The organism is Pseudomonas sp. Eqa60 (assembly GCF_018326405.1).
In the GTDB taxonomy this organism is placed as follows: domain Bacteria; phylum Pseudomonadota; class Gammaproteobacteria; order Pseudomonadales; family Pseudomonadaceae; genus Aquipseudomonas; species Aquipseudomonas protegens.
In genome coordinates, this window is record NZ_AP024342.1 from 857,501 (window position 1) to 883,271 (window position 25,771).

16 protein-coding genes, 2 tRNA genes and 2 rRNA genes are annotated in these 25,771 nt (G+C 63.1%); 15 read left to right on the top strand and 5 right to left on the bottom strand.

Annotated features, from left to right (window positions below):
- The first annotated feature begins 50 nt into the window (after positions 1-50).
- The 10 genes from KI242_RS03775 to KI242_RS03820 all read left to right on the top strand — a co-directional run bounded on the left by KI242_RS03775 (position 51) and on the right by KI242_RS03820 (position 15,447).
- Positions 51-127, top strand: a tRNA-Ile gene (locus KI242_RS03775).
- Positions 128-137: 10 nt separating this feature from the next.
- Positions 138-213 (top strand) — tRNA-Ala (locus KI242_RS03780).
- Positions 214-446: 233 nt separating this feature from the next.
- Positions 447-3,338 (top strand): 23S ribosomal RNA (locus KI242_RS03785).
- Between the two features lie 138 nt (positions 3,339-3,476).
- A 5S ribosomal RNA gene (gene rrf, locus KI242_RS03790) occupies positions 3,477-3,592 on the top strand.
- A gap of 163 nt (positions 3,593-3,755) precedes the next feature.
- Complete coding sequence (recC, locus tag KI242_RS03795; protein ID WP_212805910.1) at positions 3,756-7,208, top strand: exodeoxyribonuclease V subunit gamma; 3,453 nt, start codon at positions 3,756-3,758, stop codon at positions 7,206-7,208.
- Positions 7,205-10,897, top strand: coding sequence for an exodeoxyribonuclease V subunit beta (gene recB / locus KI242_RS03800; protein WP_077933300.1), 3,693 nt, complete (start codon positions 7,205-7,207; stop codon positions 10,895-10,897). Before recC ends, recB begins: the two co-directional genes overlap by 4 nt.
- A complete protein-coding gene (gene recD, locus KI242_RS03805; RefSeq protein WP_123430034.1) occupies positions 10,894-12,975 on the top strand; it encodes an exodeoxyribonuclease V subunit alpha in 2,082 nt (693 codons plus the stop codon). Before recB ends, recD begins: the two co-directional genes overlap by 4 nt.
- Positions 12,976-13,091: 116 nt before the next feature.
- A complete protein-coding gene (locus tag KI242_RS03810; protein ID WP_026020227.1) occupies positions 13,092-13,673 on the top strand; it encodes a YfiR family protein in 582 nt (193 codons plus the stop codon).
- Positions 13,670-14,938 (top strand): diguanylate cyclase, encoded by a 1,269-nt coding sequence (locus KI242_RS03815; protein ID WP_041115800.1) that lies wholly within the window; start codon positions 13,670-13,672, stop codon positions 14,936-14,938. Before KI242_RS03810 ends, KI242_RS03815 begins: the two co-directional genes overlap by 4 nt.
- A 14-nt stretch (positions 14,939-14,952) precedes the next feature.
- Complete coding sequence (locus KI242_RS03820; RefSeq protein ID WP_015634043.1) at positions 14,953-15,447, top strand: OmpA family protein; 495 nt, start codon at positions 14,953-14,955, stop codon at positions 15,445-15,447.
- Positions 15,448-15,492: 45 nt separating this feature from the next.
- Here KI242_RS03820 and KI242_RS03825 read toward each other — a convergent pair whose 3' ends face one another.
- Positions 15,493-16,443 (bottom strand): LysR family transcriptional regulator, encoded by a 951-nt coding sequence (locus KI242_RS03825; protein WP_011059110.1) that lies wholly within the window; start codon positions 16,441-16,443, stop codon positions 15,493-15,495.
- A gap of 149 nt (positions 16,444-16,592) precedes the next feature.
- On the opposite strand from KI242_RS03825, the gene KI242_RS03830 reads away from it, so the two are divergent.
- Together KI242_RS03830 and mmsB are read left to right on the top strand one after the other, a co-directional pair.
- The gene (locus KI242_RS03830) at positions 16,593-18,119 is read left to right on the top strand and encodes a CoA-acylating methylmalonate-semialdehyde dehydrogenase (RefSeq protein ID WP_019096001.1); all 1,527 of its coding nucleotides are present in this window, start codon (positions 16,593-16,595) and stop codon (positions 18,117-18,119) included.
- A 10-nt stretch (positions 18,120-18,129) separates the two neighbouring features.
- Positions 18,130-19,017 carry a 3-hydroxyisobutyrate dehydrogenase gene (gene mmsB / locus KI242_RS03835; protein WP_053156260.1) on the top strand — a complete coding sequence of 296 codons (888 nt, stop codon included), beginning with the start codon at positions 18,130-18,132 and terminating at the stop codon, positions 19,015-19,017.
- Positions 19,018-19,351: 334 nt separating this feature from the next.
- Here the strand turns inward: mmsB and KI242_RS03840 are convergent, their stop codons facing one another.
- The 3 genes from KI242_RS03840 to KI242_RS03850 all read right to left on the bottom strand — a co-directional run bounded on the left by KI242_RS03840 (position 19,352) and on the right by KI242_RS03850 (position 20,823).
- Positions 19,352-19,870: an RES domain-containing protein gene (locus KI242_RS03840; RefSeq protein WP_011059113.1), complete on the bottom strand. Its 519-nt coding sequence runs from the start codon at positions 19,868-19,870 to the stop codon at positions 19,352-19,354.
- Positions 19,867-20,352, bottom strand: coding sequence for an antitoxin Xre/MbcA/ParS toxin-binding domain-containing protein (locus KI242_RS03845; RefSeq protein WP_015634047.1), 486 nt, complete (start codon positions 20,350-20,352; stop codon positions 19,867-19,869). The genes KI242_RS03840 and KI242_RS03845 overlap by 4 nt, the downstream gene beginning before the upstream one ends.
- 126 nt (positions 20,353-20,478) lie before the next feature.
- Positions 20,479-20,823, bottom strand: a complete 345-nt coding sequence (locus KI242_RS03850) for a cupin domain-containing protein (protein ID WP_011059115.1) — start codon at positions 20,821-20,823, stop codon at positions 20,479-20,481.
- Between the two features lie 286 nt (positions 20,824-21,109).
- Between KI242_RS03850 and kynB the strand changes: the two genes are divergently transcribed.
- The 3 genes from kynB to KI242_RS03865 all read left to right on the top strand — a co-directional run bounded on the left by kynB (position 21,110) and on the right by KI242_RS03865 (position 24,466).
- Positions 21,110-21,763, top strand: a complete 654-nt coding sequence (gene kynB / locus KI242_RS03855) for an arylformamidase (protein ID WP_015634049.1) — start codon at positions 21,110-21,112, stop codon at positions 21,761-21,763.
- Between the two features lie 93 nt (positions 21,764-21,856).
- Positions 21,857-22,708, top strand: a complete 852-nt coding sequence (gene kynA / locus KI242_RS03860) for a tryptophan 2,3-dioxygenase (protein WP_011059117.1) — start codon at positions 21,857-21,859, stop codon at positions 22,706-22,708.
- A gap of 258 nt (positions 22,709-22,966) precedes the next feature.
- Entirely contained in the window at positions 22,967-24,466 is a 1,500-nt protein-coding gene (locus KI242_RS03865) for a PLP-dependent aminotransferase family protein (protein WP_169893826.1), read from the top strand.
- A gap of 27 nt (positions 24,467-24,493) precedes the next feature.
- Here the strand turns inward: KI242_RS03865 and KI242_RS03870 are convergent, their stop codons facing one another.
- Positions 24,494-25,702: a benzoate/H(+) symporter BenE family transporter gene (locus KI242_RS03870; protein WP_212805911.1), complete on the bottom strand. Its 1,209-nt coding sequence runs from the start codon at positions 25,700-25,702 to the stop codon at positions 24,494-24,496.
- Between the last annotated feature and the right edge of the window lie 69 nt (positions 25,703-25,771).

Genomic DNA, 25,771 nt, shown 5'->3' on the forward strand with positions numbered 1-25,771 from the left:
TTTAAGCTCCAAGCTGATAGCTCCAAGCTAACAGTTACAAGCTCGAAATTGGGTCTGTAGCTCAGTTGGTTAGAGCGCACCCCTGATAAGGGTGAGGTCGGCAGTTCGAATCTGCCCAGACCCACCAATTTTGTTATGGGGCCATAGCTCAGCTGGGAGAGCGCCTGCCTTGCACGCAGGAGGTCAGCGGTTCGATCCCGCTTGGCTCCACCATAAACTGCTTCTGAAAGCTTAGAAATGAGCATTCACTTTGAATGTTGATTTCTAGTCTTTTGATTAGATCGTTCTTTAAAAATTTGGGTATGTGATAGAAAGATAGACTGGACGTTACTTTCACTGGTAACGGATCAGGCTAAGGTAAAATTTGTGAGTTCTCTTTTAATTAAGAATGCAAATTTTCGGCGAATGTCGTCTTCATAGTATAACCAGATTGCTTGGGGTTATATGGTCAAGTGAAGAAGCGCATACGGTGGATGCCTTGGCAGTCAGAGGCGATGAAAGACGTGGTAGCCTGCGATAAGCTTCGGGGAGTCGGCAAACAGACTTTGATCCGGAGATCTCTGAATGGGGGAACCCAGCCATCATAAGATGGTTATCTTGTACTGAATACATAGGTGCAAGAGGCGAACCAGGGGAACTGAAACATCTAAGTACCCTGAGGAAAAGAAATCAACCGAGATTCCCTTAGTAGTGGCGAGCGAACGGGGACTAGCCCTTAAGTGGCTTTGAGATTAGCGGAACGCTCTGGAAAGTGCGGCCATAGTGGGTGATAGCCCTGTACGCGAAAATCTCTTAGTCATGAAATCGAGTAGGACGGGGCACGAGAAACCTTGTCTGAATATGGGGGGACCATCCTCCAAGGCTAAATACTACTGACTGACCGATAGTGAACTAGTACCGTGAGGGAAAGGCGAAAAGAACCCCGGAGAGGGGAGTGAAATAGATCCTGAAACCGTATGCGTACAAGCAGTGGGAGCAGACTTTGTTCTGTGACTGCGTACCTTTTGTATAATGGGTCAGCGACTTATTTTCAGTGGCAAGCTTAACCGAATAGGGGAGGCGTAGCGAAAGCGAGTCTTAATAGGGCGTCTAGTCGCTGGGAATAGACCCGAAACCGGGCGATCTATCCATGGGCAGGTTGAAGGTTAGGTAACACTGACTGGAGGACCGAACCGACTACCGTTGAAAAGTTAGCGGATGACCTGTGGATCGGAGTGAAAGGCTAATCAAGCTCGGAGATAGCTGGTTCTCCTCGAAAGCTATTTAGGTAGCGCCTCATGTATCACTGTAGGGGGTAGAGCACTGTTTCGGCTAGGGGGTCATCCCGACTTACCAAACCGATGCAAACTCCGAATACCTACAAGTGCCGAGCATGGGAGACACACGGCGGGTGCTAACGTCCGTCGTGAAAAGGGAAACAACCCAGACCGTCAGCTAAGGTCCCAAAGTTATGGTTAAGTGGGAAACGATGTGGGAAGGCTTAGACAGCTAGGAGGTTGGCTTAGAAGCAGCCACCCTTTAAAGAAAGCGTAATAGCTCACTAGTCGAGTCGGCCTGCGCGGAAGATGTAACGGGGCTCAAACCATACACCGAAGCTACGGGTATCACGTAAGTGATGCGGTAGAGGAGCGTTCTGTAAGCCTGTGAAGGTGAGTTGAGAAGCTTGCTGGAGGTATCAGAAGTGCGAATGCTGACATGAGTAACGACAATGGGTGTGAAAAACACCCACGCCGAAAGACCAAGGTTTCCTGCGCAACGTTAATCGACGCAGGGTTAGTCGGTCCCTAAGGCGAGGCTGAAAAGCGTAGTCGATGGAAAACAGGTTAATATTCCTGTACTTCTAGTTATTGCGATGGAGGGACGGAGAAGGCTAGGCCAGCTTGGCGTTGGTTGTCCAAGTTTAAGGTGGTAGGCTGGAATCTTAGGTAAATCCGGGGTTCTAAGGCCGAGAGCTGATGACGAGTTACCTTTTAGGTGACGAAGTGGTTGATGCCATGCTTCCAAGAAAAGCTTCTAAGCTTCAGATAACTAGGAACCGTACCCCAAACCGACACAGGTGGTTGGGTAGAGAATACCAAGGCGCTTGAGAGAACTCGGGTGAAGGAACTAGGCAAAATGGCACCGTAACTTCGGGAGAAGGTGCGCCGGTGAGGGTGAAGGACTTGCTCCGTAAGCTCATGCCGGTCGAAGATACCAGGCCGCTGCGACTGTTTATTAAAAACACAGCACTCTGCAAACACGAAAGTGGACGTATAGGGTGTGACGCCTGCCCGGTGCCGGAAGGTTAATTGATGGGGTTAGCTAACGCGAAGCTCTTGATCGAAGCCCCGGTAAACGGCGGCCGTAACTATAACGGTCCTAAGGTAGCGAAATTCCTTGTCGGGTAAGTTCCGACCTGCACGAATGGCGTAACGATGGCGGCGCTGTCTCCACCCGAGACTCAGTGAAATTGAAATCGCTGTGAAGATGCAGTGTATCCGCGGCTAGACGGAAAGACCCCGTGAACCTTTACTATAGCTTTGCACTGGACTTTGAATTTGCTTGTGTAGGATAGGTGGGAGGCTTTGAAGCGTGAACGCCAGTTTGCGTGGAGCCATCCTTGAAATACCACCCTGGCAACTTTGAGGTTCTAACTCAGGTCCGTTATCCGGATCGAGGACAGTGTATGGTGGGTAGTTTGACTGGGGCGGTCTCCTCCTAAAGAGTAACGGAGGAGTACGAAGGTGCGCTCAGACCGGTCGGAAATCGGTCGTAGAGTATAAAGGCAAAAGCGCGCTTGACTGCGAGACAGACACGTCGAGCAGGTACGAAAGTAGGTCTTAGTGATCCGGTGGTTCTGTATGGAAGGGCCATCGCTCAACGGATAAAAGGTACTCCGGGGATAACAGGCTGATACCGCCCAAGAGTTCATATCGACGGCGGTGTTTGGCACCTCGATGTCGGCTCATCACATCCTGGGGCTGAAGCCGGTCCCAAGGGTATGGCTGTTCGCCATTTAAAGTGGTACGCGAGCTGGGTTTAGAACGTCGTGAGACAGTTCGGTCCCTATCTGCCGTGGACGTTTGAGATTTGAGAGGGGCTGCTCCTAGTACGAGAGGACCGGAGTGGACGAACCTCTGGTGTTCCGGTTGTCACGCCAGTGGCATTGCCGGGTAGCTATGTTCGGAAAAGATAACCGCTGAAAGCATCTAAGCGGGAAACTTGCCTCAAGATGAGATCTCACTGGAACCTTGAGTTCCCTAAAGGGCCGTCGAAGACTACGACGTTGATAGGTTGGGTGTGTAAGCGCTGTGAGGCGTTGAGCTAACCAATACTAATTGCCCGTGAGGCTTGACCATATAACACCCAAGCAATTTGCTTAAGAAGCGAGTTGCGGTGTGTGAAGACGATACAAACCGAAAGTTTGCGAACACACAAATCTATTACATACCCATTCGCTGGGACGTTGCACAAGCAACGGACTGGCTACCGAATTTCTTGACGACCATAGAGCGTTGGAACCACCTGATCCCATCCCGAACTCAGAAGTGAAACGATGCATCGCCGATGGTAGTGTGGGGTTTCCCCATGTGAGAGTAGGTCATCGTCAAGATTAAATTCCGAAACCCCAACTGCACATGCAGTTGGGGTTTTGTTTTTGCGCGACATAAAAGCCCGGCGCTTTCTCTGTCACTGTTTGCTCGACCTGGCTGCCACTGCCCGGTGACAGTGCTAAGGTTCCGCCCTAGCTTTTTGCATTCTCCAAGGAAGCCTTTATGCCGGACGCCTCGTCCCTCAACCCTGGTTTCATGGTGGTTCACGGTAACCGCCTGGACGAGTTGCGCAGCCTGGTGGTCAGCTGGATGCGGCGTTATCCCCTGGCGCCCCTGGAAAATGAAATTGCCCTGGTACAGAGCAACGGTATCGCCCAATGGCTGAAACTGGCCCTGGCCGAAGACCCCGAAGTGGATGACGGCGGTGGCTGCGGTATTGCCGCTGCCATTGATGTGCAATTGCCGGGCAGTTTCATGTGGCAGTTGTACCGCCTGGTCCTGGGGCGAGACGAAATCCCGCCCAAATCCCTGCTGGATAAAGCTCCCCTGACCTGGCGGCTGATGCGCCTGTTGCCGGAGTTGATCGATGAGCCGCATTTCGAACCCCTGCAACGCTTCCTGACCCACGACAGTGACCTGCGCAAGCGCTATCAATTGGCCGAGCGTCTGGCCGATCTGTTCGACCAATACCAGGTATATCGAGCCGACTGGCTGGAGGATTGGGCCGCCGGCCGCCACCAACTGCGCAATGGTCGTGGTGAAACCAAGGCCCTGACGCCTGCCAACTGCTGGCAGGCCGAGCTATGGCGCGCGCTGCTGTTGGATGTCGGCACCGAGGGGATGGCCCAGAGTCGCGCAGGCGTTCACCAGCGCTTTATCGAGCGGATCAACCAACTGGAGGTGGCGCCCAGGGGCTTGCCGTCCCGAGTGATCGTTTTCGGTATCTCTTCGCTGCCGGCCCAGGCCCTGGAGGCACTGGCCGGGTTGGCCCGCTTCAGTCAGGTGCTGCTGTGTGTGCACAACCCTTGTCGCCATCACTGGGCCGATATCGTTGCCGACAAGGACCTGCTGCGCCACCAATACAAACGCCAGGCGCGCAAGGCCGGCATGCCTCAGGCCCTGGATCCGCAAACCCTGCACCAGCACGCCCACCCGCTGCTGGCCGCCTGGGGCAAGCAAGGCCGTGACTACATCAACCTGCTGGACAGCTATGACGATCCCAACAGCTATCGAAGCGCTTTTCGCGATGGCCGGATCGATCTGTTCAGTGACAGCCAGCCGGCCAGCATGCTCCAGCAATTGCAGGACGACATTCTCGAACTGCGCCCGCTGAACGAAACACGTGAGTTGTGGCCGCAGGTCGATATCCAGCACGATCAATCGATCCGCTTTCACATTGCCCACAGCGCCCAGCGAGAAGTGGAAATCCTTCACGACCAGCTCCTGGCGCGCTTCAGTGCAGAGCCCGATCTGCGGCCCCGGGATGTGATCGTCATGGTCCCGGACATCGACAGCTACGCCCCGCATATCCGCGCCGTGTTCGGCCAGCTGGAGCGGGATGACCGGCGCTTCATTCCCTTTACCCTCACTGACCAGGGCCAGCGTGGCCGTGACCCGCTGCTGATCGCCGTCGAACATCTATTGAAGCTGCCGGACAGTCGTTTTCCGGTCAGTGAGATTCTCGACCTGCTGGACGTTCCAGCCCTGCGTGCGCGTTTTGGCGTCGACGAAGCCGACCTGCCGACCCTGCACCGCTGGATTGAAGGTGCCGGCATCCGTTGGGGAATGAATGCCGAGCAGCGCGCAGAACTGGGGCTGCCCCCGGAACTGGAGCAGAACAGCTGGCGTTTCGGCTTGCGGCGCATGCTCCTGGGCTATGCCGTCGGCCGCTCCGACGCCTGTGACGGTATCGAACCTTATGACGAGATTGGTGGCCTGGATGCGGCGCTGATCGGTCCCCTGGTCGCCCTTCTTGACGCCCTGCAGTTCGCCTACCAGCAACTCACCCAGCCGGCGGTTCCGGCGGAGTGGGGCGAGCGCCTGCACAACCTGCTGGAACAGTTCTTCCTTGCCAGCAACGAGCACGATGATTACCTGCTGGGACAGCTCGACGACCTGCGGGAAAACTGGCTGGAAACCTGCGAGTCTGTGGGCCTGCAAGATCAGTTGCCGCTGACGGTGGTCCGCGAAGCCTGGCTGGCTGGCCTGGACCAGGGGCGCCTGTCCCAGCGTTTCCTCGCCGGAGCGGTGAACTTCTGCACCCTGATGCCGATGCGCGCCATTCCCTTCAAGCTGGTGTGCCTGCTGGGCATGAACGATGGCGATTACCCCAGGGCGCAGCCGCCTCTGGACTTCGACCTGATGGGTAGCGACTACCGCCCCGGCGACCGATCACGGCGCGAAGACGACCGTTACCTACTGCTTGAAGCCCTGCTCTCGGCTCGTGACCAACTTTATGTCAGTTGGGTTGGCCGCAGCATTCGCGACAACAGCGAGCGCCCGGCCTCGGTCCTGATCGGCCAGTTGCGCGATCATCTGGCCAGCGGCTGGCGACTGCCCGATGAGCAGGACTCCCTGCTGGAGGCCCTGACCCAGGAGCATCCCCTGCAACCCTTCAGTGCTCGCTATTTCCACGACAGCGACACGCTGTTCAGCTACGCCCGGGAGTGGCAAGTGCTGCATCAGGTCCGAGAGGAACTGGGCGCAGTCGAACGCCTGGAACCCTATGTCCAGGACGAGCCCCTGAGCCTTGCCCAGTTGCAGGATTTCCTGCGCAACCCGGTGCGGCATTTCTTCAGCCAAAGGCTCAAGGTGTTCTTTGAAGCCATGGAAGCACCGCTGGCCGATGAAGAGCCCTTCGTGCTCGATGCCCTGCAGCGCTACAGCCTCAGCGACAGCCTGCTGGAAGCGGCGCTGGGCGACGCAGCGCAGCCCGAGCAAGCCTTGCAGGCCCAGGCCCGGAGGCTGCAAGCCAGTGGCCTGTTGCCCATGGCCGGTTTTGGCGAATGCCTGCAGCGCGAACTGCTGGAGCCCCTGCCGGACCTGTTGCAGCGTTATCGGCAACTGCTCGACCTGTGGCCGACCCCGGTAACCAGTGCGCTGCCGGTGAGCCTGGAACTGCAAGGCGTGCGCCTGGAAGGTTGGCTCAGCAGCCTGCACCAGCGAGCTGATGGCGGGTTGTTGGCTGTGAGCGCCATCCCCAACGGCATCGGCTCGACCAAGACCCGTAAATGGCATCGGCTGATCAAGCCTTGGGTCAATCATCTGCTGGCCTGCGCCAGTGGTTACTCCTTGACCACCGCGCTGGTGGCCAGCGATGACAGCCTGTTGTTGCCGCCGCTGGAGCAGGAGGTGGCCCGGCAGATTCTCGGCAACCTGCTGCAGGCCTGGCAGGCCGGCATGCGCCAGCCGCTGCCGGTGGCGATCAAGACCGCCTTCGCCTGGCTGGGCCAGAGCGACCCGGACAAAGCCGCGGCCGCTGCACGCAAGACCTACGATGGCGACGGCCAGAACAGCGAGGGCGAACGCCGGCAAAGCCCGGCCCTGGCCCGCCAATTCGCCGACTACAACGCACTGATCGCCGATGAAACCTTCAGCGGTTGGGCCGAGACCCTTTATCGACCCCTGTTGAATGCTCCCTGGCGTTCGGCGCTCGGCGAGGAGGCAGGCGCATGACTGCACAAGCTCCCCTGGCCCTGGCATTTCCTCTGCGCGGCAGCCAGTTGATCGAGGCCAGTGCCGGTACCGGCAAGACTTTCACCATCTCCGCGCTCTACTTGCGCCTGGTGCTGGGCCATGGCGGCGAGGCGGCGGGTTTCGGGCGTGAATTGCTGCCGCCGCAGATACTGGTGGTGACCTTTACCGATGCCGCCACCAAGGAATTGCGCGAGCGCATTCGCACGCGCCTGGCGGAAGCCGCGCGCTTCTTTCGCGATGAAACCAGCGCCCCCGATGGCCTGATCGTCGAGTTGCGTGAGCAATACCCCGTCGAGCAGTGGGCCGCCTGTGCCAATCGCCTGGACATCGCCGCGCAATGGATGGATGAGGCCGCGGTCTCGACCATCCACAGTTGGTGCCAGCGCATGTTGCGCGAACATGCGTTCGACAGCGGCAGCCTGTTCACCCAGACCCTGGAAACCGATCACAGCGACCTGCTGGGCCAGGTTCTGCGCGATTACTGGCGGCTGTTCTGCTACCCGATGCAGGGGGATGCCCTGAACTGGGTGCGCAGCCATTGGGTCGGGCCGGCCGAACTCATGCCCCGAGTGCGGGCAATGTTCGGCAACGAGCGTCGGGACCCACCCGAGCAGACGCCGAGCGAGTTGATCGAAGCCTGCCTGCAAGAACGTCGTGAAGCCCTGGTGCAGATCAAGGCGCCCTGGCGCGAGTGGGCCGCGCAACTGCGGGAGATCTGCCTGCAAGGCGTGGCCAGCAAGAGCGTCGACGGGCGCAAGATGCAGGCCCGGTTCTTCGAGCCCTGGTTCGAAAAGATCAGTGCCTGGGCCGAGGACGAATCCGTCGAGCAGCTGGACATCGGCACCGGCTTCACCCGCCTGACCCCCGAAGGCATGAGCGAGGCCTGGAAAGGCGCGGCCCCCGATCACCCCGGGCTCGACGCCATGGCCGGGCTCAAGGCCAGCCTCGATGCCTTGCCCAGCCCGGATGCGGCGGTCCTGCAACACGCCGCGCAATGGGTGGGGGCACGTTTCGAAGAAGAGAAGCGGCGGCGCGCCGAGATGGGCTTCGACGACATGCTGCTGCGCCTGGACAGCGCCCTGCAGAGCGATGGCGGCGAGCGCCTGGCGACCCTGATCCGCGAGCAGTTCCCGGTGGCCCTGATCGACGAATTCCAGGACACCGACCCGGTGCAGTACCGGATCTTCGAAAGCATCTACCGGATCGAGGCCAACGACCCCGAGACCGGCCTGTTCCTGATCGGCGATCCCAAGCAGGCGATCTACGCCTTCCGTGGCGCCGATATCTACACCTACCTGCGGGCACGCCAGGCCACCAGCGGGCGCCTGCACACCCTGGGCACCAACTTCCGCTCCAGCCAGGCGATGGTCAGCGCGGTCAACCATGTGTTCCTGCAAGCCGAACAGCGGCCGCAGGGACAGGGAGCCTTCCTGTTTCGCGAAGCGGATGGCGAGAACCCGGTGCCATTCCTGGCGGTGGCCGCCCAGGGGCGCAAGGAGCAATTGCTGGTCGACGGCCAGCCGGTGCCGGCACTTAACTTCTGGCAATTGCCTTCGGAACAGCCGCTGTCCGGGGCCCAGTATCGCCAGCATCAGGCGGCGGCTTGCGCCACGGCGATTGTCGGCCTGCTCAATGGCGGCCAGCAGGGGCGCAGTGGGTTTGTCCGTGAGCAGCAAGCGCTGAAAGGCTTGCTGCCGGCGGATATCGCGATCCTGGTGCGCGATGGCAAGGAGGCCCAGGCCGTGCGCGGCGAGCTGGCCGCCCGCGGGGTGCGCAGTGTGTACCTGTCGGACAAGGACTCGGTGTTCGCCGCCCAGGAAGCCCGGGATGTGCTGGTGTGGCTCAAGGCTTGCGCCGAGCCGGACGTGGAGCGGCCGCTGCGCGCGGCCCTGGCGTCCCTGACCCTGAACCTGCCGCTGCTGGAGCTGGAGCGGCTCAACCAGGATGAACTGGCCTGGGAAGCGCGGGTCATGCAGTTCCGTGGCTACCGGGCGATCTGGCGCAGCCAGGGCGTGCTGCCGATGTTGCGGCGCCTGCTGCATGACTTCCAGCTGCCCCAGGCGCTGATGGCCCGCAGTGATGGCGAGCGGGTGCTGACCAACCTTCTGCACTTGTCCGAGCTGCTGCAACAAAGCGCCGCCGAACTCGACGGCGAGCAGGCCCTGATCCGCCATCTGGCCGAGCACCTGGCGCTGTCCGGGCAGGCAGGGGAGGAGCAGATCCTGCGCCTGGAAAGCGATGAGCAACTGGTCAAGGTGGTGACCATCCACAAGTCCAAGGGCTTGGAATACCCCTTGGTGTTCCTGCCCTTCATCTGTTCCACCAAGCCGGTGGATGGCAGCCGCTTGCCGCTGCATTACCACGATGCTGCCGGCAAGCCCCAGGTCAGCCTGCGGCCCACCCCGGAGCTGATTGCCCTGGCCGATGAAGAGCGCCTGGCGGAAGACCTGCGGCTGCTCTATGTGGCCCTGACCCGGGCCCAGCATGCCTGCTGGCTGGGGGTGGCCGATCTCAAGCGGGGCAATCACAGCAGCTCGGTATTGCACCTTTCGGCCCTGGGTTACCTGCTGGGCGGCGGCGATGTCCTGGGCGAATCCAGCGCCTTGTTGCGCTGGCTGCTGGACCTGCAGCAGGGCTGCGCTGCGATTGGCGTGTCCGAGCTGCCCGTCGTCGATGACCAGCGCTATCAGCCACCGCGCAACGAGGCCACCCTGCTGGCGCCGCTGACGCCCAGCCGTCGCGCCGCGGAAAACTGGTGGATTGCCTCCTACAGTGCCTTGCGCATCAGCGACATCCTGGGGGCGGGCAGCACCGAGGCGCCGGAAAACCCCCAGGCGCAGAAACTCTTCGACGACGAACGCCTGGACCCCGAAGCTCCTCGGGAAACCCTGGCCAGCGGCGGCGATATCCACCGCTTCCCCCGCGGCCCGAACCCCGGGACCTTCCTTCATGGCCTGCTGGAGTGGGCCGGGGAGGAGGGTTTTGCCGCTGCCCCCGAGGCGATCGAGGACGCCGTGGCCCGGCGCTGCAATCGCCGCGGCTGGCAAGGCTGGATCCCGACCCTGAGCGACTGGCTGCAGCACCTGCTGCAAGCGCCCTTGCCCCTGGGCGAGGGCCAGGCACCGGTGGTGCTCGGGCAGTTGACCCAGTACCGGGTCGAGATGGAGTTCTGGTTCGCCAGCCACAAGGTCGATGTGCTCAAGCTCGATGAGCGGGTACGCCAGCAAACCCATCAGGGCGCGCCCCGAGTCACGGCCGAGCCGGTATTGCTCAACGGCATGTTCAAGGGCTTTATCGACCTGACCTTCGAGCACCAGGGCCGCTATTACGTGGCCGACTACAAATCCAACTGGCTGGGCGCGGACGACGCGGCCTACACCGAGCAGGCCATGGAACAATCGATTCTCGACAACCGTTACGACCTGCAATACGTGCTGTACCTGCTGGCCCTGCACCGGCAATTGAAGGCCCGGCTGGCGGACTACGACTACGATCGCCATGTGGGCGGCGCCTTGTACCTGTTCCTGCGGGGCACCCGTGCCGCCAGCCAGGGGGCCTACTTCGCCCGGCCGCCTCGACAGTTGATCGAGCAACTGGACCGCATGTTCCAGGGCCAGCCCGAGCCACCCAAGGCCGAGCCCGCCTGGGAGCAGGGAGTGCTGCTATGACCCAGGACCTGTTCGATGCACTGGACCAGGCGCCGCAACCGGCCTTCGACCTGGCGCCCCTGAGCCGCGCCGACGACTTGCTGCTGTTGCTTGAACGCTGGGTCGAGCGCGGCTGGCTGCGTTCCCTGGACCGGGCCTTTGTCGGCTTCCTGCATGAGCTGGACCCGGGCTGTGATCCGCTGGTACTGATGGCCGCGGCCCTGACCAGCCATCAGCTGGGGCACGGGCATGTCTGCCTGGACCTGTTCGAAACCCTCAAGGAGCCGGACTTCGCCCTGTCGCTGCCGCCCGAAGGCGACGCACAAAACGGCGCACCGGCGCTGCCGTCCCAGGTGTTGATGGGGCTTGAAGGGGCGCACTGGTGCAAGGTCCTGGCCGGCAGCCGCCTGGTGGCCCTGGCGGCGGATCATGCCGAGTCTTCCCGGCAGCGGCCGCTGGTGCTGTCCGGCAAGCGCCTGTACCTGCGCCGCTACTGGGCCTATGAGCGGCGTATCGACAACGCCTTGCGCCAGCGCCTGGCCTTGGCCGAGGCCACCCCGGAAAACCTCGCGGCGCGCCTCGACGGGCTGTTCGGCCCGGCCAAGGCGGCGGGGCCCGTCGACTGGCAGAAACTCGCCTGTGCCCTGGCCACCCGGGGCGCCTTCAGCATCATCACCGGCGGCCCCGGCACCGGCAAGACCACCACCGTGGTGCGCCTGCTGGCCTTGCTCCAGGGCCCGGCGGTGGAAGCACGCAAGCCGCTGCGCATTCGCCTGGCGGCGCCTACCGGCAAGGCCGCGGCGCGCCTGACCGAGTCCATCAGCTTGCAGGTGCGTTCCCTCGCGGTGCCCGATGAGGTGCGGGAAATGATCCCCAGCGAGGTGACCACCGTGCACCGCTTGCTGGGCAATCGCCCGGGCACCCGGCATTTCCGCCATCACGCCGGCAACCGCTTGCCCCTGGATGTCCTGGTGGTGGACGAAGCCTCGATGATCGACCTGGAAATGATGGCCAACCTGCTGGACGCCTTGCCCATCCATGCACGCCTGGTGTTGCTGGGGGACAAGGACCAACTGGCCTCGGTGGAAGCCGGCGCCGTGCTCGGCGACCTGTGCCGTGACGCCGAGGCCGGTTGGTACAACCCGCAGACCCGGGCCTGGCTGGAGGCGGTCAGTGGCGAGAACCTGGGAGCCAGCGGCCTGCAGGAAGACAGCGCCCACCAGCATCCCCTGGCGCAGCAGGTGGTGATGCTGCGCCATTCCCGGCGTTTCGGCGAAGGCAGCGGCATCGGCCAGCTGGCGCGTTGGGTCAACCAGCAGCAGGCCGATGAAGCCCGGCGCCTGCTGGCGGCTCGCAGCCATGCCGACCTGTATGGCCTGAGCCTCAAGGGCGAGCAGGATCGGGCCCTGGAGCGGCTGCTGCTGGAGGGCCATGGCGAGGGGCCGCAAGGCTACCGCCACTACCTGAATGTACTGCGCAGCCAGCGCCCGCCGCCGGGTACGCCTCTGGAGGATCGGCGCTGGACCGACTGGGCGCGCCATGTCCTGCAGGCCTTTGATCGCTTCCAATTGCTGTGCGCGGTGCGCAAGGGCCCCTGGGGTGTCGAAGGCCTGAACCTGCGGATCACCCAGGCGCTGTTCAAGGCCCGGCTGATCGACAGTGACCAGCAATGGTACGAGGGCCGCCCGGTGCTGATGACCCGCAACGATTACGGCCTGGGCCTGATGAACGGTGATATCGGCATCGCCCTGAAACTGCCGGAGCAGGAAGGCTCGGAGGCGGGGCGTCAGGTGCTGCGCGTCGCCTTTCCGCGCAACGATGGCCAGGGCGGGGTGCGGTTGGTGCTGCCAAGCCGGCTCAATGACGTGGAAACCGTTTACGCCATGACTGTGCATAAGTCCCAGGGCTCGGAGTTCGCCCACACCGCGTTGATCCTGCCCGACGCTTTGAACCCGGTGCTGACCAAGGAGCTGATCTACACCGGTATCACCCGGGCCAAGGACTGGTTCAGCCTGATCGAGCCCCGTGCCGGAGTGTTCGAAGAGGCTGTTCGGCGCAAGGTCAAGCGTCTGAGCGGGTTGATGCTGGAGTTGGACTGACGCCCATGTTTCCGGCTTTTCTCAGGCATCGTGCTCGGGCGCTGGTCTCGCTGCATTTTCCCGGGCTGTGCTATCGTTGCGGCATCATTTCCGTGAAAATCAAAGAGAATCCCTGCATGGACGTGGCTGTCTTGAGGACAGAGCGCATTTTGGGGTGGAGACAGTGTGTGCTGTCGACCATTCTCTGCCTGTTCAGCCTGTTGGCCATCGCGCAGTCGGAGCCACCGGCGTCCGCGAGCCTGGCCGAGCAACGGGCCAAGGCTGTAACCCAAGTGGTGCTGGGCATTCTCAGCTACGCTCGCTGGCCCGTGGAGCCTGCGCAACTGCGTCTGTGCGTGGTTGGCCCCACCGAATACACCGATGACCTGCTCAAGGGCGCGACCCAGGCCACCGGCCGCCCGGTGCTGGTGCGGCGTCTGCTGGCCAACAACCCGTCGTTGGCCAGTGAGTGCGATTCGGTCTATGTCGGCAAATTGTCCAATGATGAGCGTACCCGCCTGTTCAACTCGCTGATCGGGCAACCGGTGCTGAGCATCAGCGAGGGGGGCGACCAGTGCACCGTGGGCAGCCTGTTCTGCCTGCGGGTCGGCGACAGCCAGGTGTCGTTCGAGGTCAACCTGGATTCCGTGGCGCGCAGTGGGGTGAAGATTCATCCCAGCGTGCTGCAGCTTTCCCGTCGTCGTCCGGCGGCCCCATGAAACTGTTCAAGCCCAACGCCCGCCCTACACTGCGGTCGGTCATCGGTCGCGGCCACCTGATCGTCGCTCTGCTGGCGATCTCCATGGCCAGCCTGTCCCTGACCTTTCTCGGGGTGTTGGCCCTGCGTGTGTACGCCGATCACAACCTGCACCTGATCGCCCGCTCCATCAGCTACACGGTGGAAGCTGCAGTGGTGTTCAACGACAGTGTGGTGGCCACCGAGGCCCTGGCCCTGATCGCCTCCACCGAAGAGGTGGCCGACGCCAAGGTGTATGACAGCCAGGGCCAGTTGCTGGCCAGCTGGCAGCGCCCGGAAAGCGGCTTTCTGACCAATCTGGAAATGCACGTCGCCAGCGCCTTTCTGGAAAAGCCCATCAGCCTGCCGATCCTGCACCAGGGGCGGGAAATCGGCACCATCAATGTCACCGGCCATGGCGGCAGCCTGTTGCGGTTTCTCCTCAGTGGCCTGGTGGGCATCGTGCTGTGCATCGCCCTCAGCGCCTGGTTGGCGCTGTACCTGGCGCGCCGCCAGCTGCGGGGCATCACCGGGCCGTTGCGCAGCCTCGCCGATGTGGCGCACGCGGCCCGGCGCGAGCGGGCCTTCGATCAGCGGGTGCCGCCTGCGGAAATCGCCGAACTGGACAACCTGGGCAACGACTTCAACGCCCTGCTCGATGAGCTGGAAGCCTGGCAGACCCATCTGCAAAGCGAGAATGAAACCCTGGCCCACCAGGCCAGCCACGACAGCCTGACCGGCCTGCCCAACCGGGCGTTCTTCGAAGGCCGGCTGATCCGTGCCCTGCGCAGCGCCAACAAGCTCAACGAGCGCATGGCGGTGCTGTTTCTCGACAGCGACCGGTTCAAGGAGATCAACGATAACTTCGGCCACGCCGCTGGCGATGCGGTGCTGGTGGCTGTGGCCACGCGGATTCGCGCGCAGTTGCGCGAGGACGACCTGGTGGCGCGCCTGGGCGGGGACGAATTTGCCGTGCTGCTGACCCCGCTGCACCGGGTCGAGGATGCCCAGCGCATCGCCGACAAGATCATCAGCAGCATGGAAGTACCGATTCAACTGCCCGGCAGCCTGTCGATCCTGACATCGCTGAGTATCGGTATTGCCGTGTACCCGGATCATGGTGCGACACCGGGCAGTCTGTTGAATGCCGCCGACGCGGCCATGTACCAAGCCAAGCGCGGTTCGCGAGGCGGGCAACACACAGTGGGGGCGGAGCTCCCTATCGTTCAGGTTCAAAACAGGAGCTAATTCCCTTGTTCTCGATGACGCAACGTTCGGTTCGACTGTTCAGCACTCTGGTGTTCATGGCCCTGCTGGCCCTGGCCGGCTGTCAGAGCGTGCCGCCCAAAGGTCTGACCCCGAAACAGATCGCGGTACTGAAACAGGAGGGCTTCGAACTGACGGATGAAGGCTGGGCCTTTGGCCTGTCGGGCAAGGTGCTGTTTGGCAGCGATGTGGAAACCCTGAACCAGGCCAGTACCGAGATCGTCCAGCGCATCGGCAAGGCGCTGCTCAGCGTCGATATCCAGAAGGTCCGGGTCGACGGTCACACCGACGCGTCGGGCAAGGAGGCCTACAACGTGCAACTGTCCGTGCGCCGGGCCAAGAGCGTGGTCAAGGTGTTGACCCAGGTTGGCATGCGTGAAGAAAACATCCAGCTGCGCGGCCTGGGCAGCAGCGAGCCGGTGGCCTCCAACAGCACCGTGGCCGGGCGTACCGAGAACCGTCGGGTGTCGATCGTGGTGATCGCCGACTGATCGACGACCTGCGGGTTGCGGCTGCAGCCTTGCGGCCGCTAAGGGTCAGGGGGCGGCGAAGCGCATGCTGCGACTCTCGCCCATGAGCAGCGGCCGATTCTGCTCGGTCACCTCGCGGATGTAATCCCATAACAGGGTGATCCGCTTCAACTTCCTGAGATCCTCCCTGCAGTACATCCAGAATTGCCGGGTCAGGTTGATTTCCTTGGGCAGCACTGGCAGCAGGCGCGGGTCCTGGGCCGCCAGGAAGCACGGCAGGATCGCCAGCGAGCGGCCCTGCTGCGCTGCCACGTACTGGGCAATCACGCTGGTGCTGCGCAGGTTGGCGCTGGCCCCGGGCACCACATTGGCCAGGTACAGCAGCTCGGAACTGAAGGCCAGGTCATCCACATAGCTGATGAATTGATGCTCGCCCAGGTCGCCGGGGCGGCGGATCGGTGGGTGGCGGTCGAGGTATTCCTGGGTGGCGTACAGCTGCAGGCGGTAGTCGCACAGCTTGCAGCACACATAGGGGCCGTGCTCCGGGCGTTCCAGGGCGATGACGATATCCGCCTCGCGCTTGGACAGGCTGATGAAGTGCGGCAGCGGCAGGATATCCACCGAGATTGCCGGGTAGGCGTCGAGGAAGTGGCTGAGTTGCGGGGTGATGAAGAAGGTGCCGAAGCCTTCGGTGCAGCCCATGCGCACATGGCCGGACAACGCCACTCCGGAGCCCGAGACCTGCTCGCACGCCATGTGCAGGGTGCTTTCGATGGACTCCGCATAACCCAGCAGGCGCTGGCCCTCGGCGGTGAGGACAAAGCCGTTGGTGCGGGATTTTTCGAACAGCAAGGTGCCCAGGGCGGTTTCCAGGGACCCGATGCGCCGCGATACCGTGGTGTAGTCCACCGCCAGGCGCTTGGCCGCGCTGCTGGCCTTGCGAGTGCGCGCCACTTCGAGGAAAAACTTCAGGTCGTCCCAGTTCAGGGTGCTTAGCGAGGTGATGTTTTTTTGCATGATGGACCGGATTTTATGTGCGTTCTTATTAGAAGTTTGCACATCTATACTCCAAAAACCGTCCGATACCAACTCGCGACAGCCCCTCTTTCAAGGCGCTTGCCCGCCTTGGTTTCCCTGCATAAGAACTCAAGAAGTCAGGAGACCCCATGAACGCATCCCTCAAGCCCGACGGCACCACCCTGCAACAGGTCAAACTGCTGATCGACGGTGAATGGGTCCAGTCCCAGAGCCAGGAATGGCACGACATCGTCAACCCGGCGACCCAGGAAGTGCTGGCCAAGGTGCCCTTTGCCACTGCCGCTGAAGTCGACGCCGCGATCGCCGCTGCCCAGCGCGCCTTCCAGACCTGGAAACTGACCCCGATCGGCGCGCGGATGCGCATCATGCTCAAGCTCCAGGCCCTGATCCGCGAGCACTCCAAACGCATTGCCGTGGTCCTCAGCGCCGAGCAGGGCAAGACCATCGCCGACGCCGAGGGTGACATCTTCCGCGGCCTGGAAGTGGTGGAGCATGCCTGCTCCATCGGCACTCTGCAGATGGGCGAATTCGCCGAAAACGTCGCCGGCGGCGTGGACACTTACACCCTGCGCCAGCCGATCGGCGTGTGCGCCGGGATCACCCCGTTCAATTTCCCGGCAATGATTCCGCTGTGGATGTTCCCGATGGCCATCGCCTGCGGCAACACCTTCGTCCTCAAGCCTTCCGAGCAGGACCCGCTGTCAACCATGCTGCTGGTGGAGCTGGCGGTGGAAGCCGGGGTGCCGGCCGGTGTGCTCAACGTGGTGCACGGCGGCAAGGACGTGGTGGATGCGCTGTGCACCCACAAGGACATCAAGGCGGTGTCCTTCGTCGGTTCGACCGCGGTCGGCACCCACGTCTATGACCTGGCGGGCAAGCACGGCAAGCGCGTGCAATCGATGATGGGCGCGAAGAACCACGCCGTGGTGCTGCCCGACGCCAACCGCGAACAGACCCTCAATGCCCTGGTGGGCGCCGGCTTCGGCGCTGCCGGCCAGCGTTGCATGGCCACCTCGGTGGTGGTGCTGGTGGGGGCAGCGAAACAATGGCTGCCGGACCTCAAGGCCCTGGCGCAGAAACTCAAGGTCAACGCCGGCAGCGAGCCGGGCACCGATGTCGGCCCGGTGGTCTCCAAGCGTGCCAAGGCGCGGATTCTGGAGCTGATCGAAAGCGGCGTGAAAGAAGGCGCCAAGCTGGAGCTCGATGGCCGCGACATCAAGGTTCCGGGCTACGAGCAGGGCAACTTCATCGGCCCGACCCTGTTCTCCGGGGTGACCACCGACATGCAGATCTACACCCAGGAAATCTTCGGCCCGGTGCTGGTGGTGCTGGAGGTGGATACCCTGGACCAGGCCATCGCCCTGGTCAACGCCAACCCCTTCGGCAACGGCACCGGCCTGTTCACCCAGAGCGGTGCGGCGGCGCGCAAGTTCCAGAGTGAAATCGACGTCGGCCAGGTGGGCATCAACATCCCGATTCCGGTGCCGGTTCCATTCTTCAGCTTTACCGGCTCCCGCGGTTCCAAGCTTGGCGACCTGGGCCCCTACGGCAAGCAAGTGGTGCAGTTCTACACTCAGACCAAGACCGTCACCAGCCGCTGGTTCGACGATGACAGCGTCAATGACGGTGTGAACACCACCATCAGCCTGCGTTGAGGAGCCTGACATGAACATTGCATTTATCGGCCTGGGCAACATGGGCGCGCCCATGGCCCGCAACCTGATCAAGGCCGGCCATCAGTTGAACCTGTTCGATCTCAACCAGAGCGTGCTGGCCGAGCTGGCGCAACTGGGCGGGCGTATCAGTGCTTCGCCCAAGGCCGCTGCCGAAGGCGCCGAACTGGTGATCACCATGCTCCCCGCTGCGGCCCATGTGCGCAGCGTCTGGCTGGGCGAGGATGGGGTGCTGGCGGGTATTGGCCGCGGCGTTCCGGCGGTGGATTGCAGCACCATCGACCCACAGACCGCCCGTGAAGTGGCCGCAGCCGCCGCCAAGCAGGGCGTGGCCATGGCCGATGCACCGGTATCCGGTGGCACCGGCGGTGCCCAGGCCGGGACCCTGACCTTCATGGTCGGCGCCAGCGCCGAACTGTTCGCCACCCTGCAACCGGTGCTGGCGCAGATGGGCCGCAACATCGTGCACTGCGGTGAAGTGGGCACCGGGCAGATCGCCAAGATCTGCAACAACCTGCTGCTGGGGATTTCGATGATCGGCGTCAGCGAAGCCATGGCCCTGGGGGATGCCCTGGGCATCGACACCCAAGTGCTGGCGGGGATCATCAATAGCTCCACCGGTCGGTGCTGGAGTTCCGACACCTACAACCCGTGGCCGGGCGTGATTGAGACCGCCCCGGCGTCCCGCGGCTACACCGGAGGCTTTGGTGCCGAGCTGATGCTCAAGGACCTGGGGCTGGCCACCGAAGCCGCGCGCCAGGCCCACCAGCCGGTGGTGCTCGGTGCCGTGGCCCAGCAGCTGTACCAGGCCATGAGCCAGCGTGGGGAAGGTGGCAAGGACTTCTCGGCCATCGTCAACAGCTACCGCAAGCCGCAGTAAGGCGTCGCTTGTAGGGAGGGGGCGCTGGCGGGTTTGCGCGGCAATCTGAACGCCGCCAGTGGTCTCTCTGGGTATCGCCAAACAAGGTCCTGCGGCTCAGCAGCGGCTACAAGGGGCGATGTAGCCGCTGCCGCAGGCTGCGACGGCTCCGCAGGAGACGCAGCGGTCTCAAACCCGGCAGAGGTTTGTCTGGATATCGCCAGGCAAGGCCCTTCGGTCCTTTTCGCAGCTTCGCGGGCTCAGCAGCGGCTCCACGCGTCATTGAATGCAGCCCCTTCAGCCGGGGCATTTGCGGGAACCTGCGTCGGGCAGGTTCCCGCTTTTTTTGCCCGGCTCAGTTCGGCCGGCTGGCAACGGTGCCGGAGGGAGGGTTGAGGCGGGTGTCGAGGCCGAAGCGTTCCTGGATCACCACCTGGTACAGCCCCTTGGCCAGCAGCGGATTGATCAGGATATTCCAGCTGTGCCGGGAAACCGACGAGGGCACCAGCACGAAAGGGTGGTCCGCCAGCAACTGATCGGCGAACTTCTGCTGGCCGGCGCTGGGAATCCCCGGCACCAGCCAGTTGGGGTTGGGAATACGGTTTTCATCGACTCGGTAGATGGCGGTCGGGTCCTGGATCAGGGCGCCGGTGAGTACATGGGGCACGCTGTCCAGGGCGGCAAAACCCTTGTGCACCGCCACTTCCAGAATCGCCGTGGCCGGGTCGGCGCTGGCGTACACCGCCTTCACGCCCTTGGAGTTCCAGCGGCCGCCACACAGTTCGGCGCCAATGCCGCTGTCCCAGCTGTCGGCGTGCCGGGCGGCGTCCAGCCGCCAGAAGTGAAGGGTGCTGCTGCCCGGCACACTGATCACTGATAGACCCCGTATTCCAGGCGGGTGAGGAACTCGTCCACCAGTTCGAAACCGATGGGGTTGGTCAGCAGGTCCACCGGTTTGTGGCCGTCCAGGCCCATCACCGGCTTGGCCATCCACTCCTGGGCCTCTTCACTGCTGCCGAAGATGTCCTCGGCCTTGGCCAGCACCTGGGCGAAGCGCACCGCACGGGCGCTCTGTTCCGGGTTCAGCGGCTCGTCCGGGGTTTTCAGGCGCCGGTGCAGGGTGCGTTCGGAAAGGCCGATGATCTTGGCCAGGACCTGTTCGTCCTTGAGCATGGGCACCGAGGAGACGAACTTGATGATCGCCGTCAGCGGGATGCCCTCCTCGGTCAGGCGATAGATCGAGATACGATCGTCAAAGCGTGCCCGGCCACCCAGAAGGATGTCCGAGGACTGCTCTTTCAATACCAGTTTGCCTCGCCGCTTGGGAACGAGGCCGGTGCCTGTCAGCGCGACCATGAGTGCTGCTCCTGCCTTTTGCCATTTGGCAGTGATTATATAGACATTTGGCAAAAGGCGCTGGCTTGAATCGCAACACGGCCAGGGGAGCCCGGCTGGCGCGGGCTCCCGGTATCGAGGGAGGACTCAGGCGAAGACGAAGTACTTGCGCACGGTTTCCACCACTTCCCAGGTGCCTTTCATCCCGGGCTCCACCACGAAGATATCGCCGGCGCGCAGGTGGATGGGGTCGCGGCCGTCCGGGGTGATCACGCAATAGCCTTCCTGGAAATGGCAGTACTCCCACTTTTCATAGGCCACCCGCCATTTGCCCGGGGTGCAGATCCAGGTGCCCATGATCTTGCTGCCATCCTCGCTGGTGTAGGCGTTGAGGTTGACGGTGTGCGGATCGCCCTGGAGTTTTTCCCACTTGCAGGCGTCGAGCACCGGCAGCGGATGAGTGTCGCGAAGAACGGTGATGGGTTGGGACATGCTGTGCTCCTAGCAGGCAGAGAACTGAAGCCGCACCCTATAGCGCCTGGCGGGCAGGGGGTTGTCTGTACTCGACCTCGGGGTATCCAGAAGCGCAGCGCGGCCCCGAGTCGAGGTGGCTGGGCGCAGGGCCGGGAAGAGGCGTGGCGGTTGCAAGATTCATTCGGCAAACAGGGCTTTGTTAGCAGTAATTGCGAAATATCCGCGGCTGCCCGAGTTATTTCGCAAGAATCTTTACCGGTTTCGCTCGTATCATTCAGCTCGGAGTGACCTAAGAGCCGCACGAATGGAAAATACACCACGCTGGTGGGATATCAGCCCGCCGTTGAGTACCGCAACCCCGACCTGGCCGGGAGATACGCCGTTCCAGGAGGAGCGCGTCTGGCAGTTCGGCCCCGAGTGCCCGGTGAATGTCGGGCGGGTGACCCTGTCGCCCCACACCGGTGCCCATGTCGATGCGCCCCTGCATTACCGGCCGGACGGCCTGCCCATCGGTGAAGTGCCGCTGGATGTCTACATGGGCCCGTGCCGGGTCCTGCACTGCCTGGACAGCGGTGCTCTGGTGCAGCCCGAGGCGTTGCTCGGGCGCCTCGAAAACTTGCCTGCGCGAGTGTTGCTGCGTACTTATCCACAGGCTCCGCTGAGTGCCTGGGACCCGGACTTTACTGCCGTTGCTCCAGCCACTGTCGAGCTGCTGGCCAGCCTCGGCGTGCGCCTGATCGGCATCGACACCCCGTCCCTCGACCCCCAGCAGTCCAAGACCATGGACGCCCACAACACCGTGGCCCGCCATGGCATGGCGATCCTCGAAGGCGTGGTTCTCGATGAGGTTGCCGAAGGCGACTACGAACTGATTGCCCTGCCACTGCGCTTCGCTCACCTGGACGCCAGTCCGGTGCGGGCGATCCTGCGCCCCCTGGCCGATTCATTCCTACAATAAATACACAGCTGGCCCTTCGCGCCGTTGTGCATCCCGATCCGGGGTGCGCAGCCAGCGATGGGCAACCGCTGCCTGAGGCGAGGAGCCCACGCGATGAGCCAATGTCCCTTTTCAAGCAATCCGCCGGCTGAGTGGCATAACGCCGAGCTGAATTTTTCCGACTCCATGAGCTACGGCGACTACCTGGACCTGGGGCGCATCCTCAGCGCCCAGCACCCCCTGTCGCCGGACCACAACGAGATGCTCTTCATCATCCAGCACCAGACCTCGGAGCTATGGATGAAGCTGATGCTGCACGAGCTCAAGGCGGCCCGCGAGCATGTGCGCCAGGGCCAGTTGCCGCCGGCGTTCAAGATGCTGGCGCGGGTTTCGCGGATTTTCGATCAACTGGTGCACGCCTGGGCGGTGCTGGCCACCATGACGCCGTCCGAGTACAAGTCGATCCGGCCTTACCTGGGCCAGTCCTCGGGCTTCCAGTCGTTCCAGTATCGGGAGATCGAATTCATCCTCGGCAACAAGAGCGCGGCCCTGCTGCGGCCCCATGCCCATCGTCCCGAACTGTTGCAATCGCTGGAAGCGTCGATTGCCACCCCGTCCATGTATGACGAGGCGATTGCCCTGATGGCCCGCAGCGGCTTGAGCATCGACCCTGCGCGCCTGGCACTGGATAGCACCACCACGACTCAGCATGACCCGTCGGTGGAAGCGGCCTGGCGCGAGGTCTACGCCAACCCTTCGGCCTATTGGGACCTGTACCAGTTGGCGGAGAAGTTCATCGACCTGGAAGATTCCTTCCGCCAGTGGCGCTTTCGCCATGTGACCACGGTGGAGCGCATCATCGGCTTCCAGCCCGGTACCGGCGGCACCGAAGGCGTGGGCTACCTGCGCAAGATGCTCGACACCGTGCTGTTTCCCGAACTGTGGCGAGTGCGCTCCTCGCTCTGACCCGAAAACGCCCCGCCTGCCGGGGCGTTTTCATGTGCCTGCCGGTGACTGACTCCCAGAGTGCGGCCGCTGCCGCAGACTGCGATCGGCAGCGCAGCAGACGCGTTCTTGAGGTCTGGAAGGTCCTCCGGACCTTATCGCAGCCTGCGGCAGCGGCTACAGAGGTCGTTAGAGAGCAGCGGGCGCTGGCGGCAGTTGCGCTCGGGGGATAAGGTGGCCGCCTTCGGTGCACCATTTTTACTCTCTGAGGCAGACCACATGTCCCGGACCTTCGAGCTTGAAACCCTCAAGATGCGGCTCAGCGATCCCGAGTTCCGCCCTCTGGACCTGCACCAGCGCATCCAGCGCGCCTTGCGCGGGCTGATCCTCGACGGCGCCCTGGGCCCCGGCGTGAAGCTGCCGGCGACCCGGGCCCTGGCCAAGTCGCTGGCGGTATCGCGCGACACCGTGGAAAACGCCTATGTGCAGTTGCAGCGCGACGGTTTTGTCCTGCGGCGCAAAGGCTCGGGGAGCTATGTCTGCGAAACCATCGGTGCCCAATTGCGTGGCCCGTCCCGCCGGCGCCAGCTCCAGCAAGGGTTGCCGGCCCACAGCCCGGAACCGGGAGCGGGCCTGAGCCGGCGCGGCGCGGCACTGTTGGCGCGGGGTGGGGTCAGCGATCAGCAGGCAGTCACGGCCTTCGCTACCGGTTTGCCGGAAACCCGCAGCTTCCCGCTGGAGGTCTGGGAGCGCCTGCAACGCCAGGCATTGAAGGATTACCGTGCCAGCGTGCTGCTGCATGGCGATCCCCAGGGCGCGCTGCCCCTGCGCAAGGCGATTGCCGCCTACCTCAACCTGGAACGCGGGGCCAAGGTGCAGCCCGAGCAGATCCTGGTGCTGAGCAGTACTCGCCAGGCGCTGTTCCTGTGCGCGCAACTGCTGGTGGACGCCGGCAAGCCGATCCTGATGGAGAACCCGGGCTACTTCGGCGCGCGCAAGGCCTTCGAGGCGGCCGAGGCGCGGATCGTGCCCATTGATGTGGATGGCCAGGGCATCCGCACCGACCTGTTGCGAGCCGACCGCAGCGGCGCCCGCTGTGTCTATGTGACGCCCTCGCACCAGTACCCCACGGGTGCCACCCTGTCCCTGGAGCGCCGCCTGGAGCTGACCCGCTGGGCCGCCGAGCACGACCGATGGATCATCGAGGACGACTACGACAGCGAGTTCCACTACGAGGGCCTGCCCACCGCCTGCGTCCAGGGCCTGGACCCGTTTCGGCGCACCCTGTACATCGGCACCTTCAGCAAGACTCTCTATCCGGGCCTGCGCATGGGCTACATGATCCTGCCCGCCGAACTGGTGGGGGCCTTCAGCAGTGCCCGCAGCATCATGGACGGGCACACGTCGCAGATCCTCCAGCTGACCCTGGCGCGGTTCATGGAGGAGGGGCACTACAACGCCCATGTACGGGCCATGCGCAAGCTCTACGCCGGGCGCCGGCAGGCCATGCTCGAGGCCATAGGGCGGCATTTGCCGGGCATTGCCAGGGCCTTGCCGCCACCCGGCGGGTTGCAGGTCCCGTGTCTTCTGGAACCCGGCTGGAGCGAAGAGCTGACCCAGCAACGTGCGGCCAGGGCTGGCATCCAGTTGCCGGGGCTCAGCCGGCTTTATGCGGGTGAGCAGAAGCAGCAGGGCTGGCTATTGGGCTATGCGTCCCTGAGCGCCCATGAGATCGAGGCGGCGATGGCGCGTCTGGCCCAGGCCCTGGGAAAGCCCTAGCCAGCGGCCTTTTTCCAGCGCCGGCGGTCAGGGCTTGGTGCGTTCCAGTGCCAGGGCGCTGCGCGGGCCCAGGATCAACAGGTGCACGGTCAGCCCGGCAACCAGCCCCCAGAAGGCACCACCGATCCCCAGCAGAGTGACGTTGGCGGCAGTGGCAAGGAAGGTGATCAGCGCGGTTTCCCGGGTGGCCGTATCGGCCATGGCGTTGGCCAGGCTGCCGCCGATTGCCCCCAGCAATGCCAGGCCGGCCAGGGTGGTGATAAAGGCCTTGGGCAAGACCATGAACAGGGTCGCCAGGGTGACCCCGAAGGTCCCCACCAGGATGTAGAAAACGCCGCAGGCGATACCGGCGATATAGCGTTTGCCCGGGTCCGGGTGGGCATCTTCGCCGGTACAGATCGCCGCGGTGATCGCCGCCACGTTGAATGCGTGAGCGCCGAACGGCGCCATGATCAGCGAGCCCAACCCTGTGACCGTGAGCAGCGGGTTGGCGCTGGTCTGGAAGCCGTCATTGCGCAACACCAGCATGCCCGGCATGTACTGGCCGGTCAGGGTGATGACGAACAGTGGCAGGGCCACGCCGAGCAAGGCCGACACGGAGAACTGTGGCGCAGTGAACAGGGGAGCGGCGAAGCTCAGGTGCACGCTGGCGAAGTCGACCCGCTCCTGGACGATCAGCAACGCCAGGCCGATGAACAGGATGCCCACCACGGCAAAGCGTGAAGTGAAGCGCCGCAGCACCGCATAGGACAGTACCAGCACGATCACCAGCAGTGGATCGGCACTCGCGCCGCCAAAGGCGTTGATCCCGAACTGCAGCAGGATGCCTGCCAGCAGGCCAGCCGCGATGCCCTTGGGAATCAGGCGCACCAGCTTGTCGAAAGCCCCGGACCAGCCCAGAACGATGAACCCCAGGGCGCAAACCAGGTAGGCGCCGATCACCTCGGCATAGGGCGTGAAGGGCATCACCGTGGCCAGGAAGGCCGCCCCGGGGGTAGACCAGGCGGTAATGATCGGTGCCCTGTAGCGCAGGCTCAGCCACATGCCGGAGAGGCCCACGCCCAGGGACACGGCCCAGACCCAGGAGGTGGTCTGGGCGGGTGTCAGCCGGGCCAGTTCAGCGGCCTGGAACACCAGGATGAAGGTCCCGCCATAGTTCACCAGCACTGAGATCAGTGCCGCCACGGTGGGAGAGAAGATATCGGCCGGTCTAAGGCCTGTCGCGGTTCTGTTCATAAGCCACTCTCCGTCGAGGAACAGGCTCCCTGGCCCAAACGCCGGGAGAGGCCCGATTCTAGGTAACGG

Excerpts from the sequence above, each read along its gene's own strand:
- recC (WP_212805910.1), top strand. The coding sequence starts at position 3,756 with ATGCCGGACGCCTCGTCCCTCAACCCTGGTTTCATGGTGGTTCACGGT.
- recB (WP_077933300.1), top strand. The coding sequence starts at position 7,205 with ATGACTGCACAAGCTCCCCTGGCCCTGGCATTTCCTCTGCGCGGCAGC.
- recD (WP_123430034.1), top strand. The coding sequence starts at position 10,894 with ATGACCCAGGACCTGTTCGATGCACTGGACCAGGCGCCGCAACCGGCC.
- KI242_RS03810 (WP_026020227.1), top strand. The coding sequence starts at position 13,092 with ATGGACGTGGCTGTCTTGAGGACAGAGCGCATTTTGGGGTGGAGACAG.
- KI242_RS03815 (WP_041115800.1), top strand. The coding sequence starts at position 13,670 with ATGAAACTGTTCAAGCCCAACGCCCGCCCTACACTGCGGTCGGTCATC.
- KI242_RS03820 (WP_015634043.1), top strand. The coding sequence starts at position 14,953 with ATGACGCAACGTTCGGTTCGACTGTTCAGCACTCTGGTGTTCATGGCC.
- KI242_RS03825 (WP_011059110.1), bottom strand. The coding sequence starts at position 16,443 with ATGCAAAAAAACATCACCTCGCTAAGCACCCTGAACTGGGACGACCTG.
- KI242_RS03830 (WP_019096001.1), top strand. The coding sequence starts at position 16,593 with ATGAACGCATCCCTCAAGCCCGACGGCACCACCCTGCAACAGGTCAAA.
- mmsB (WP_053156260.1), top strand. The coding sequence starts at position 18,130 with ATGAACATTGCATTTATCGGCCTGGGCAACATGGGCGCGCCCATGGCC.
- KI242_RS03845 (WP_015634047.1), bottom strand. The coding sequence starts at position 20,352 with ATGGTCGCGCTGACAGGCACCGGCCTCGTTCCCAAGCGGCGAGGCAAA.
- KI242_RS03850 (WP_011059115.1), bottom strand. The coding sequence starts at position 20,823 with ATGTCCCAACCCATCACCGTTCTTCGCGACACTCATCCGCTGCCGGTG.
- kynB (WP_015634049.1), top strand. The coding sequence starts at position 21,110 with ATGGAAAATACACCACGCTGGTGGGATATCAGCCCGCCGTTGAGTACC.
- kynA (WP_011059117.1), top strand. The coding sequence starts at position 21,857 with ATGAGCCAATGTCCCTTTTCAAGCAATCCGCCGGCTGAGTGGCATAAC.
- KI242_RS03865 (WP_169893826.1), top strand. The coding sequence starts at position 22,967 with ATGTCCCGGACCTTCGAGCTTGAAACCCTCAAGATGCGGCTCAGCGAT.
- KI242_RS03870 (WP_212805911.1), bottom strand. The coding sequence starts at position 25,702 with ATGAACAGAACCGCGACAGGCCTTAGACCGGCCGATATCTTCTCTCCC.